The organism is Pseudomonas sp. Irchel s3f7, from assembly GCF_900187615.1.
Taxonomy (GTDB): domain Bacteria; phylum Pseudomonadota; class Gammaproteobacteria; order Pseudomonadales; family Pseudomonadaceae; genus Aquipseudomonas.
The window spans coordinates 25,602-37,824 of sequence record NZ_FYDO01000004.1 but is presented as its reverse complement, the minus strand read 5'-3'; the positions used below and the strand labels follow the sequence as shown (position 1 = coordinate 37,824).

Annotated in this window: 10 protein-coding genes and 1 pseudogene; 4 read left to right on the top strand and 7 right to left on the bottom strand. The window is 58.9% G+C overall.

Annotated elements, in window-relative coordinates:
- Nucleotides 1–32 precede the first annotated feature (32 nt).
- From CKW19_RS04345 to CKW19_RS04325, 5 genes are all read right to left on the bottom strand, one after another.
- The gene (locus tag CKW19_RS04345) at nucleotides 33–1,193 is read right to left on the bottom strand and encodes an iron-containing alcohol dehydrogenase (protein WP_095056759.1); all 1,161 of its coding nucleotides are present in this window, start codon (nucleotides 1,191–1,193) and stop codon (nucleotides 33–35) included.
- A 3-nt stretch (nucleotides 1,194–1,196) separates the two neighbouring features.
- Complete coding sequence (locus CKW19_RS04340) at nucleotides 1,197–2,588, bottom strand: aldehyde dehydrogenase family protein (RefSeq protein ID WP_095056758.1); 1,392 nt, start codon at nucleotides 2,586–2,588, stop codon at nucleotides 1,197–1,199.
- A gap of 7 nt (nucleotides 2,589–2,595) precedes the next feature.
- Nucleotides 2,596–3,969 (bottom strand): glutamine synthetase family protein, encoded by a 1,374-nt coding sequence (locus CKW19_RS04335; RefSeq protein WP_095056757.1) that lies wholly within the window; start codon nucleotides 3,967–3,969, stop codon nucleotides 2,596–2,598.
- Between the two features lie 202 nt (nucleotides 3,970–4,171).
- Nucleotides 4,172–6,298 carry a TonB-dependent receptor domain-containing protein gene (locus tag CKW19_RS04330; RefSeq protein ID WP_095056756.1) on the bottom strand — a complete coding sequence of 709 codons (2,127 nt, stop codon included), beginning with the start codon at nucleotides 6,296–6,298 and terminating at the stop codon, nucleotides 4,172–4,174.
- A gap of 180 nt (nucleotides 6,299–6,478) precedes the next feature.
- Complete coding sequence (locus CKW19_RS04325) at nucleotides 6,479–6,907, bottom strand: hypothetical protein (protein WP_095056755.1); 429 nt, start codon at nucleotides 6,905–6,907, stop codon at nucleotides 6,479–6,481.
- 253 nt (nucleotides 6,908–7,160) lie between these two features.
- Here CKW19_RS04325 and CKW19_RS04320 point away from each other — a divergent pair.
- The 3 genes and pseudogenes from CKW19_RS04320 to CKW19_RS28270 all read left to right on the top strand — a co-directional run.
- A pseudogene (locus CKW19_RS04320) lies at nucleotides 7,161–7,451 on the top strand (transporter); the annotation flags it as partial.
- A 213-nt stretch (nucleotides 7,452–7,664) separates the two neighbouring features.
- On the top strand, nucleotides 7,665–8,090 hold the full coding sequence (locus CKW19_RS04315; RefSeq protein WP_095056754.1) for a DUF2628 domain-containing protein: 426 nt from the start codon (nucleotides 7,665–7,667) through the stop codon (nucleotides 8,088–8,090).
- Nucleotides 8,091–8,390: 300 nt separating this feature from the next.
- Nucleotides 8,391–8,657 carry a hypothetical protein gene (locus CKW19_RS28270; protein ID WP_143500285.1) on the top strand — a complete coding sequence of 89 codons (267 nt, stop codon included), beginning with the start codon at nucleotides 8,391–8,393 and terminating at the stop codon, nucleotides 8,655–8,657.
- 57 nt (nucleotides 8,658–8,714) lie between these two features.
- On the opposite strand, the gene CKW19_RS04305 is transcribed toward CKW19_RS28270, so the two are convergent.
- The gene (locus tag CKW19_RS04305; protein WP_095056752.1) at nucleotides 8,715–9,611 is read right to left on the bottom strand and encodes a LysR family transcriptional regulator; all 897 of its coding nucleotides are present in this window, start codon (nucleotides 9,609–9,611) and stop codon (nucleotides 8,715–8,717) included.
- Between the two features lie 561 nt (nucleotides 9,612–10,172).
- Here CKW19_RS04305 and CKW19_RS04295 point away from each other — a divergent pair.
- Complete coding sequence (locus tag CKW19_RS04295) at nucleotides 10,173–10,727, top strand: YdeI/OmpD-associated family protein (protein ID WP_095056930.1); 555 nt, start codon at nucleotides 10,173–10,175, stop codon at nucleotides 10,725–10,727.
- A gap of 487 nt (nucleotides 10,728–11,214) precedes the next feature.
- Here CKW19_RS04295 and speB read toward each other — a convergent pair whose 3' ends face one another.
- The gene (speB, locus tag CKW19_RS04285; RefSeq protein ID WP_095056751.1) at nucleotides 11,215–12,171 is read right to left on the bottom strand and encodes an agmatinase; all 957 of its coding nucleotides are present in this window, start codon (nucleotides 12,169–12,171) and stop codon (nucleotides 11,215–11,217) included.
- Nucleotides 12,172–12,223 lie beyond the last annotated feature (52 nt).

The window sequence follows — 12,223 nt, the reverse complement described above, 5'->3', positions numbered from 1 at the left end:
CGCCCTTGAGTCCATCACGAGCAAGCTCGCGCCTACAAACGTCCGTGGAATGCCGACTGGAAAATCTCCGTCACGCCGGCCTTGGTCAAGGGCAACGGATTGCCCCCGGCGGAAGGGTCGACAATTGCCATGTCCGCGATCAGCTCGGCCTGTTGCTCATCCACTCCCAACTCGAACAGCGTGTGCGGCACGGCGATGTCCTTGCGCAGCTTGAGGACGAAGGCCATGAAGCTGTCGAAGCCCGGGGAGGGCAGGCGCAGGTACGCAGCCAGACGGGTGATGCGTTCTTCGATGGCCGGGCGATTGAATTTCAGAACGTAGGGCATCAGCGTCGCATTGGTCATGCCGTGGTGGGTGTCGTACAGCGCGCCGATCGGATGCGCGAGCGCATGCATACCGCCCAGACCTTTCTGAAATGCAGTGGCGCCCATCGCCGCCGCCGCGAGCATTTGCCCGCGTGCTTCAAGATCGGACGGGGTGAGTACCGCGCGCACCAACGCCTGGGCCACCAGGCGCATGCCTTCCACGGCAATCCCGTCGGCCATCGGGTGAAAACCGGGGGCGCAGTAGGCTTCCAGGCAATGCGACAAGGCATCCATGCCGGTGCCAGCCGTCACTTTGGCCGGCATGCCGACACTCAGGGCCGGGTCGCTGATGACCACGCGTGGCATCATTTTCGGATGGAAGATGATGCGTTTGGTGTGGGTCAGCTCGTCGATGATCACGGCGGCGCGGCCCACTTCGGAGCCCGTGCCGGCGGTCGTCGGCACGGCAATGACCGGGGCGATGCGGCTTTCATCGGCGCGGGTCCAGTAATCGCCGATGTCTTCGAAGTCCCAGACGGGGCGGGTCTGGCCACTCATGAAGGCGATGAGCTTGCCCATGTCCAGGCCGCTGCCGCCGCCAAAGGCGACGACGCCATCGTGTTTTCCCGCACGCCAGGCGTCGAGCCCACCGGCCAGGTTGGCTTCGACGGGATTGGGCTTGAGGTCACAAAACAACTCGGCCCCCAGGCCCGCATCGCGCATCGCGTTCAGTGCGGCCGTGGTGATCGGGGCCCGGGCCAGGCCACTGTCGGTGACCAGTAGCGGTCGCTGGATACCCTGGCTGCGACAGACCTCGGCCAGCTCGCTGATGCGGCCGACACCGAAACGAATGCTCGTGGGGTAATTCCAGTTTCCAGTCAGGCTCATGGCTCAAATCTCGTGGCGCAAATGGAAGGATTTGGCGCGGGTCAGGTGCTCGTAGCCGAGGCGCGACAGCGTGACGCCGCGCCCGCTGTTTTTCACCCCGGTCCAGGCCAGCGTCGGGTCCAGGTAATCGCAGCGGTTCATGAAGACGGTGCCGGTGTCGATCAGGTTGCCCAGGTGTTCGGCGGCATCGAGGTCCTGGGTCCAGATTGACGCGCTGAGCCCGAACTCGCTGTCGTTCATCAAGGCGATGGCTTCGTCATCGCCGCTCACCGGCATGATGCCGACCACCGGACCAAAGCTTTCATCGCGCATGACCGACATTTGGTGGGTCACGTCGACCAGCACCTGCGGCGCGAGGTAGGCGCTGCCCGGCACGTCGGCGGCAAAGGCTTGCGAATCGATCAGGGCATTGGCGCCCTGGGCCAACGCTTCGGCGATCTGCCCACGGACGAAGAACGCCGCCCCCGGTGTCACTAACGGACCGAGCGTGGTGGCTTCATCCAGCGGATTGCCCAGCACGTACTGTCGGGTCAACTCGGCAAAGCGCTCGATAAACGGCGGGTAGATTTTTTCATCGACGTAGATCCGTTCAACGGCGCAGCAACTCTGTCCTGAGTTGAAGAAGCTGCCGTCCACCAGGTTTTCTACCGCATGCTCCAGATTGGCGTCCGCTCGCACATAGGCCGGGTCTTTACCGCCAAGCTCCAGACCCACGCCGAGGAAGTGTCCCGAGGCGGCGTTTTCCATGGCCTTGCCCGCATCCACCGACCCGGTGAAATTCACTTGCTGCACACATCCGGAGCCAATGATCGCGGCTGTCTGGGCATGATCGAGCAGCAAGTTGTGGAACAACCCATCGGGTAGATGAGCGCGACGCAAGGCCTCGGCGAAACGCTCACCGACCAGCAGCGTTTGCGAGGCATGCTTGAGGATGACGGCATTGCCGGCCATCAGTGCCGGGATGATCGTGTTGACCGCCGTCAGGTACGGGTAATTCCACGGGGCGACCACCAGCACAGTGCCCAGTGGCTCACGTTTGATCAGCCGTCGAAACCCGTTGATGGGCGTGGGTTCGTGCGCCGCCAGTGCGTCAGGTGCAATGGCGATCATATGCCGTGCACGCTCCTCGAAACCGCGCAGTTCGCCAGCGCCGAAGCGCACCGGGCGACCCATCTGCCAGGCCAGTTCCGGGACGATTTCATCCTTCATGGCCAACATCGCGTCCACCGCAGCGCTGCAAAACGCCGCGCGTTCGCTTAGCGGTCGACGTTTCCATTGGCTCTGGGCGTTTGCGGCGGCGGCCAGCGCTTGTTCGATCGCGGCCGCATCGGCGTACTGACGTTCGGCATAGACCCGGCCATCGACCGGTGAGATCAGTTGAATGATTGAAGTCATGAGCTACTCAATAGCGCTCGAAGCCGCGCTGCAGTTCCCAGTCGGTGATCCGTCGGTCGTACTCTTTCTGTTCCCACTCGGCGGTGTGCACGTAGTGGTCAATCACTTCGTCACCGAACGCCTCGCGCAACATGCTCGAGCCCTTGAGCGCGGCGCTGGCCTCGCGCAGGGTCTTGGAGACTTCCGGCAAATGCTCGTCGACATAGGCATCGCCTTCGAAGGGCGCTTCGAGGCTGAGTTTTTCGTCGATGCCGGCCAGCCCTGCCGCAATCAGGGCGGCGAAGGCCAGGTACGGGTTGAGGTCGGCGCCGCCAATGCGGCATTCGATGCGGATGGATTTGCTGCCCTCGGCGCACAAACGAAAGCCGGCGGTGCGGTTGTCACGGCTCCATACCGCCCGGGTCGGGGCGAACGTGCCCGCCTGAAAACGCTTGTAGGAGTTGATGTAAGGCGCGAGAAAACAGGTGATGTCGTTGGCGTATTTGAGCTGCCCGGCGACCCAGGAGCGCATCAGTATGGACATGCCGAACTCGGCCTTGGCGTCATAAAACAGCGGCTTTTTCGCGTTCTTGTCCCACAGCGAATTGTGGATATGGCTGCTGGAACCGGCCGCGTCATAACGCCACTTGGCCATGAACGTGATCGCCTTGCCCTGTAGCTGCGCGATCTCCTTGCAGGCGTGCTTGATGATCACGTGGTGGTCGGCCATGGTCATGGCATCGGCATAACGGATGTTGATCTCTTCCTGGCCCGGCCCCCATTCACCCTTGGAATTCTCGACGGGAATACCCGAGGCTTGCAGGTGTTTACGGATCGCCCGCAACACCGGTTCTTCGCGGGTGGTCTGCAGGATGTTGTAGTCCTCGATGTAGTGCCCGGCGGTTTTCGGCTTGAGGTAATTGCGTTTGTGGATGGCCTCGTAGCTTTCGTCGAACAGGTAGAACTCCAGTTCAGAGGCGAACATGCCGGTGTAGCCGCGCTCGCGCAGGCGCTCGACCTGCTTTTTCAGGATCGCCCGCGGGCTGTGGGGGAGGTCTTGCCGATGGTGATGATCGAGCACGTCACACAGCACCAGCGCCGTGCATTCGAGCCACGGCACCTTGCGCAAGGTGCGCATGTCGGGCTTGAGCACAAAGTCGCCGTAGCCTTTGCTCCAGCTGGCGGCCGCGTACCCTGGCACCGGTTCCATGTCGATGTCGTCGGCCAGCAGGTAGTTGCAGCAGTGGGTTTCTTCATGGCCGCTGTCGATGAAAAACTCGACCTGGAATCGCTTGCCGACCAGTCGACCTTGCATGTCGACCATGCACACCAGCACGGTGTCGATTTCGCCGTTGGCAGCAGCACGCTTGAGTTCGTCAAAACTGAGGAGAGGCTCGGTCATCACGGCAGTCCTGCGCTAATGTTGGAATTCTCTGAATAGCTGTTGCAGACGCTCTCCAGAAAAATCCAAACACTGCCGCCGCGAGCATCGTGGGCAATTAGCTGAGCCTAAGCTTAGCTGACTGTCGCTTTTCGCAAGTTTCGATGATCGAAACCTGTTTTTCCCCGTTTGTTCAGCGACATTTCAGCTGTGCAGCGAGGCCTCAGCGCAGGCTCCACGACACCCCGACGTACATCGCCATTCCCTCGCCAGGCGTCGACCGCGCCGCGTCCAACCCTTTGTCGTCGTAACCCGGCGTGACGGTGGCGGCGTAGTGCTTGTCGGTCAGGTTGCGGATGTCCAGCCAGGTCTGCCAGTCGTCCTTGGGGGCGTTGTAGCCCAGGGTCGCGCCGAAGATCGCGTAAGGATCGGCGTAGTAGCTGTTGGCGTAATCGACCGCGACCTTGGACACCCACTGTGTGTTGAGCGCGGTGAAGAAACCCTGCGTCCAGTCGTAGCGCAGTTCGCCCTGGTAGTAGTGCATCGGCAGGCCCGGCAGGCGGTTGTCGCCGAAGTGATCGTCGTCGCTGTAGTGGAAGTCGCTGAAGGTGTAGCTCTGGCGCAAGTTCAGTTGGCCGCCATCGTCGCCGGACCACAGGTTGCTTTGCAGGCTGGCTTCCACGCCCTGATGCACCGTGGGGCTGGCGTTGAGTTCGTAAGGCGTGGTGGCGTTGGCATCTGGCAGCACCGACAGCAATTCGTGGTGTACTTGAGCGTAGTACCAGGACAGGCTCCACTGGCCCATCGCACTGTCGCCACGACCGCCGAGTTCCAGGGTGGTCGCGGTCTGGTTTTGCAGCTCGATCGGGTCGCGCTGAGTGCCGGTGGCCGGGCCGCTGCCGACCGGGAAACGAATGTTGGAACTGTAGATCAGCGACCACGGGTGTGGCGCCTCGACCGAGCGGCTCAGGTTGCCGAACAGTTGCAGGTCCGGCGTCACTTGATAACGCAGGCCCACGCGCGGGGCGTAGTCCCAATCGTTGAGGCTGGTCTTGCCGCCTTCTTGCGGGTAGGTGACATCACTTTCACGACGGGTGTAGATCGCGGCGAGGCCGGTGGTCAGCCACAGGTCATCGGCGATTTCCAGATCATTGCCCACATGCAGGACCGTGTCCGAACCTTGATAGGTGAAGTTGCGCATGAGCGTGCCCGGGGCATAACCGGCGGTGTTGCCGGTGGGGATGCGCACGAACTCGCTGGCACCGGCATTGGGCAAATGCTTGGTGACGCGCAGGCCTATCGTGCTGTTGCTCGCCAGGCCCCAAAGCGTGTCGCGGCGTTTGTAATCGAACGTGCCGCTGACATCGGTGTACGCGACCTTCAGGCGGTTGGGCCCCTCACGCAAGTCCATGGGGTAGTCGTGGTAGACAAGGCCGGTCTGGATGCTTGAATCGTCATCGATGTAGAACGTGGTCTTGTTACCGATAAACGTGCTGCCGGGCTGGTCACGGCTGTCGTCCCGCTTCACGTAGGCGGGGTTGGCTGCCCGTGGGTCGTGCTCGATGGAGTGTTTGGTCACGCGGCCGGCGAGGTCATTGTCGGTCGAACGATGGCGCAGGTAGAAGCGCGTTTCCAGGTTCGGGTTGAAGCGATAACCGAAGTTGGCGATGACGCCCTGGCTCTCGCTGGCCGTGTGGTCCTGATAACCATCGGCGTTCGCATCGGTCAGGGCGACGTAGTAGTCGAACGCTCCCAACACTTGCCCGGAACTGACCTGGCGCTGCTGATAACCGTGGCTGCCTGTCGCGTAGCGCACCTGCAATTTCGGCGCGTCGTAGCCGGTATGGCTGATGTAGTCGATGGCCCCGCCCAAGGCCAATGCACCCCTGTCGAAACCGTTGGCGCCGCGCAACACTTCCACATGATCGAGCCACAGCGGCTCCAGCAATTCATAGGGCGTACCGCCAGGACCGGTCAACGGCAGACCGTCGAGCATGGCGTACAACCCCGAAGCATGGGCGCCCGGTGCACGGTTGATCCCCGATCCGCGGATCGAAATCTTGGTGCCTTCGTTGCCGGCAGACTGGGCGTATATCCCGGGCTGATAGGCCAATACATCCTGATTGCTGGCGACGCGACCTTGCAGCGGACGGCGCATGTCGACCACGTTGGTGCCGCCGGGCACTTCGGCCAGCCGGGCCTTGGCGTCTTCGATCGTCTGGTCTTCGTCGCTCTGATCCTCGGCGCCGATCAGCACTTGCCCCAGTTCCAGGCCTTGGGCTTGGGTCATGGCCGGACAGACAAGGGCCAGCCCCAGCAGCGCTGCGGGCAGGGAATTGGGCGAGGACATCGAGAAAACTCCAGACAGACAAAAACGGGCAGTGAACACTGCGACGTATGAAAGAACGAGGGGAACACATGGCAATTTTGCTTTATTTGCCGGGGGAGGTCTTGTAGGTGCGAGTTTGCTCGCTCCTACAAGATTTTTGCAGAAGGCAGGTACAGCTTAACTGCCTTGCGGTTCACCTCGTTATTGGTACTTGATTGCAATGCCTTTCAGCTTGCGTCCTTGAATCGTTTCGATGTCCCGGCTCCACAACGGCCCAGTGACATAGGCCGCGACGGGTTGAATGCGGTCGTAAACGACAACCACGGCGTCCGCGCCAAGCTTGGCGCCTTCTTCACGCAGTTTTTGTTCGACCTCGGTGATCGGCGGTGCCGGGTCGACCGAGGCATCGACCAGGATTTCGCCCAACCGCACATGGGGTCTTGTCGGTTCAGTGCGTAGCACCTGGACTTCATTGGGCAGGGTCGGCTCAGGGTGTTCGACGCCGACATAAGCTGTGGTCTGTGCATCTACCGATGCGCAGGCACCTAACGCCAGCACACTGGCAACGAGGGCCGCGACGAGCAACGGTCGCTGCCATCTTGAGAGTCGAAGCGATGAAGACGGGGGCATGTCAGCATCCTCTGCTGGAAGTGTATTGAGCCAACGTCTGTTGGCCGTTCAATCAGGCGCAACTGCGAATGAATACCCAGAGATCGGCATTCAGCCCGCTGGCGCGGCGCTGTCCTTCTCAATTCGTTTAGTTATAGTCGAGAAAACCTGAACTAAGCTGAACCGGCCTGGATCAGCCACACCTATCAAGTGGTAGTCCATGTTCTCCAAGTCGGGAAGCGTTGCTGATGAATAAAAAAATCGCTACACACCGGTGGTGGCTTTTGCATTCATTTATCCCGATATCGGCCTGTCAGCCGATAGCCAGGCAGAATTGGCCAAGCAATCGCTCAACCCGGTGGCCGCACTCTACAGCGTGCCTATTCAATACAACTGGAACCAGAAACTCGGCCCCCGCGGGGAGGGTTATCAAAGCGTCATCAATATCCGGCCGGTGCTGCCTTTCAGTATCAACGACGAGTGGAATCTGATTTCCCGAACCATCCTGCCGGTCATTGACCAGCACGGCCTGGTTCCCGGCGGGCAAGCGGACAAGTCCGGTATCGTAGTAGCGCCAGCGCCGAACAGGGTGTGTAAAAAATAGGTTTGGCGTGGGAACTTACTTCGGGAGGAGCGCTCATACGGTGGCTTGGTGGCTACTTGACATATCTGCCGGTCATTCATGACACTGGCAATGGCTATATGAAACAGGCCAGATACAACGCAGCACCAAGGACATCTGGAAGACACACCATTCAGGGATTAAAGGACTTATTGAATGAACACGACAGATCAAGTGCAAGACAGCAGCAAGTACAACGCAAAATGGCAGGAGCGTTTCGCGTTTTTTGATGCTCACGGTGCGCCCAATGCACCGGATTACAAATCGGCAATGCAGCAACTTCCCTTCAAACAGAAGATAAAGATCAACGCCAACATCATTGCGTTCTTCTTTGGGCCGATTTACCTGTTTGTGCTGGGACTGTGGAAGAAAAACCTGACGCTGCTTGCGATCCTCATTGCCATTTCCCTCGCGCTGGACGTTGTCTTCGCTCTCGTCGACGTCAGCTTTGCCAAGCAAATCAACTTTGCCGTGGGCTTCTGCTTCAATCTGCTTTACGCCCTTTCGACCAACTACGCTTACTACCTCAAGGAACGAAAAGGCGAACAGGGATGGAATCCGTTTAAAGGCATGCGCTGGTAAACAATTCCAGAAACAGAGCTTCAGGGTCATAGCCAATATGACCCTGATTCAAGCCCAGAGCGCATGTGTACTCCTCAGCGTGCTCCTCGCCACTGCACTTGATTGCCCCTCCTCATGACACTGACACCTTACGTTTTAGCCTTTCAGTTTGCCGCCGGTATCATTGGCTGCTGTGTCGTGATACCTCAACAAGTCATCCCGCCATCTTCCGAGAACATCGATCATCCCTCCAGGCCCTGGCGGATTTTTTATCGGTTGATGACCCTCTGCATGTGCAACCTGTTTTCGTGGTTGGTGACCATGATTCTACTGGTCTCGTTGCTGGAGGACGTGGACTCCAGCGGTCTATCGGACGTCAAACACGCACTGCTGATGGCGGTCATGCCAGTGCCCTTGCTCATCGTCTTCTATTGGCTGGTTGCCAAAGTGGCGCGCAAGGGGACCAGGGATCTGGATCGACTCCGGCAGCCATCGACCACGGTTGCCCTCAAGGAGCCAGCGCCAAGCGCGGAGCCTGCTGGCGTAAAACGCAAGAGCGCCAAAAAGAAAAAACGCCAATGGCGGTAAGACGTTCAGAGGGCAGGGAATAAAAAGCCCGCGAGGCGGGCTTTAGGGAAGTCGGCATCAGCTCCCAGACTGTGCGCAAAACAGTTTTCGGGCTTCAGCAAAACATTTTTCGGCGATGGCCGAGCGCGGTTCGGTTTTGCGCATGACCAGGCCCAGGGGGGCGAGCACGCTGGCATCCGGCAGGTTGATAAAGGCCAGATTCTCGATCGGATTTTCCAGGACACTGTCCAGCGGCATGATCGAGCAGCAAAAACCTTCGTGGATTGCCTGATACAACTGATACGTCGAATCGCTTTCGAGAATCGGCTGCGGATCGAGCCCGCGGCTGCGGAAGCTCAGGTCGATGGATTTTCGATAGTGCATGCCATTACTGATCATCCCCAAGGGCAGTTCGGCGGCATCTTCCCAGCTCATTTCAGTGCCTTCGAAATGGAAGTGGCGCGTGTCGTACAGTAAACCGACGCGGGTTTCACCCAGTTCGAAAAACTCCAGGTAATTGGGGTTCACATGGTCGAGATAGCAGACACCCAAGTCCAGTTGGTTGGTGCCCAGGGCTTCGATGATCTGGTCTGAACTCATGGAAGACAGGCTGTATTTGAGCTCCGGAAAGGTTTTGGCAAGCGCCTGAATGTAGCCGATTGGATTGAAGCCGCTGAGTGGCACCAGGCCCAGGCGCAAATTACCGACTAACTGACCGCGACACGCAGCGGCTTCGGCGAACAACCCGTCATGGGCGGCCAGCAAGGTTCTGGCCCAGGCCAGTACGCGTTCACCCGCTTGGGTGAATCCTTCAAAACGCTGGCCTCGGGTAACCAGTTCCAGACCCAGTTCATCCTCAAGATTGCGCAAGCGCATGGACAGCGTCGGCTGAGTAATGTGGCAGCGCGCAGCTGCCTGGCCGAAGTGTCGAGTCTGCTCCAGGGCGATCAGGAATTTGAGTTGCTTGATGTCCATGATGGCACCTACTGCAGGATGAATGAGAGGTGAGTATTAAAGCAGGTGTGCAGCCTGTAGCGGGGGGGCGCCTTACCGAAGAGCGAGTCCCAGGCACTGGAACCAAAGCCGTAGACGTGTTGCAACGATGAAGATAGCGCTGCTGGTAATGGGGCTGCAGACGGATTGAGGGTCAGGTGTCTGGTTGGTCATCGAGGTGGGCATTGTCATTGATCAGCGGAAAAGAAAGTGAAAAATGAGCGTAACAGATCAAGTAACTGACAACCCTTCCACTTGGGATAGACATTCAACTGCTTCATCAAAGCTTGTTCAGAAAGGCCAACAGCGCTTTGTGTCCATGTGGTTGCACCTTTCTGGAGGTTCTTCCCCCACAACTTCAGTAGATTAGCCAGCTGTAGCGAGCTTAATAGAACGAATGCTGCTCTTCGATATTACCAAGGGGATTAGTGGTTGCAGCGAGGGCGATTCATTACGCTGTGCATGATCAACCGAGTGAAAAAGCTGAACCGCGACGTATAGAGCCAGATGATCATGATTTCGCCAAATGTGGGAGGCGTTGCAATGACAACAAACGATGTGAAATCTCGATTCGAAGCAAAGCTACTTCGTCCGGCAAAGCCTGGTAATGATACGTCGTGGGCATTCGTAGTACTGCCAAGAGCCGCGAGTGAACAGCTTCCGAGGCGAGGAAGGACGACCGTTGAAGGCGCAATCAATGGGCACCATTTCCAGGCAACCCTTGAGCCCGATGGTCAGCTGAGCCATTGGTTGCAGGTCAGTAAAGCGTTGCTCGAAGCCGCAGGCGTGGCCATTGGGGATACCGTTGCACTAGAGCTAACCCCTGTGAAGAAGGAACCCGAGCCTGACATCCCGGAAGACTTTCAGGAGGCACTGGCAGCCACGCCTGAGGCTCTTGAAGTCTGGAAGAATACGACGACCATCGCACGAGTAGACTGGATACACTGGATTACTTCAGCCAAGCAACTTAAGACGCGCGCAAAACGAATCGGTGATGCCTGCGATATGCTTGCATCCGGCAAGAAGCAGGTTTGCTGTTTCGACTCGTCCGGCTACTACAGTAAGGCCTTCCGTGCACCTGAGGCAGAAAACTCTTAAGTGGAACACTCCGTTGATTACCCCTGACAATGCGTTCGCTTCGTTCATTTTTTCCAATGAAGGTTCAATGCCCGCACACCTGGAAATCGGACGGGATCGGATGCTGGGCCTCTATCGGACTGCAACGTGTAAGTGATGAGCATGTTCGAGCTGGAGCGCGGTTATGAGGGGCGAGGCGGATTGCCGCGCAATACGGGATTCCAGAGCGATGAGGTCGCCGAAAGCCCCCCCAAGGAACAGCCATCGGCAGCTCCTTGGGGGGCTCCTTCGTCATTCAAATTGTGCCAGCTATAAAAAAATACCCTCAGGTCTGCGGAGCTCAATCATTCCTCTGTAGCTCCTGGGTACTAAGCAGGACGCGGTGTTTCAACGGGTGGGGTTGCGTCGTGAAACATCGTCTTCAGTTGAGCACGCAGTTCTGGTGAGTCGGTGTGCTTGTGAACACTGACCGCATGACAGCAACGGGTTGCCAGTCCCGCCCCCTGGTTTACAGCTTATGCCGCGCGGCATACAGGCAGATCATCTCCATCGCCAGCGCGGCCCCGGCAAGCGCAGTAATCTCGGCGTGGTCATAGGGCGGTGCCACTTCGACCACGTCCATGCCGATCAGGTTGATACCGCGCAGACCTCGCAGAATCGCCAAGGCCTGATGGCTCGATAGTCCACCGCAGACCGGCGTCCCCGTGCCTGGGGCAAACGCCGGGTCGAGGCAGTCGATATCGAAGGTGAGATAGACCGGATGGTCGCCAACGCGCGCCCGGATAATCTGCGCCAGTTCCTTGCTAGAGCGATCATGCACTTCGCTGGCATTGAGCACCTGAAAGCCCATGACGTCGTCATTGGTCGTGCGCTGGCCAATCTGGATGGACCGTGCAGGATCCACCAACCCTTCGCGGACGGCGTGATAGAACATCGAGCCGTGGTCGATACGCTTGTCCTCGCCGTCCGACTCCAGGTCATGGTGCGCATCGAAATGGATCAATGACAGCGGACCATACTTGGCCGCGTGAGCTTGCAGCAGCGGATAGCTGATGAAGTGATCGCCGCCCAGGGTCAGCATCGCAGTACCCGCCGCCAGGATCCGCTCGGCATGGGCCCGGATCGCCGCCGGGGTCTGCTCCGGGGTGCCGTAATCGAAATAGCAGTCGCCATAATCGACACACGCCAGCAGATCGAACGGGTCAAACTCCCAAGGCCAGTGACGCGCCCAGGCGGACTGTACCGATGCTTCGCGGATGGCCCGTGGTCCGAAGCGGCTGCCCGGTCGATTGCTGGTCGCGGTATCGAACGGGATGCCGCTGATGGCGATATCCACGCCACGTAAATCGCGGGTGTAGCGGCGCCGCATAAAACTGGTGATACCACCGTAGGTCGGTTCACCGTCGGTGCCATACAGGCTGTCACGCGTCATCGCCTGATCGATTATTGAATTGTCATTTAGCATGGGATTCTCAATGCGGTTTAACTGAAGCTGACCCAGAAATGTGTACGCTCAC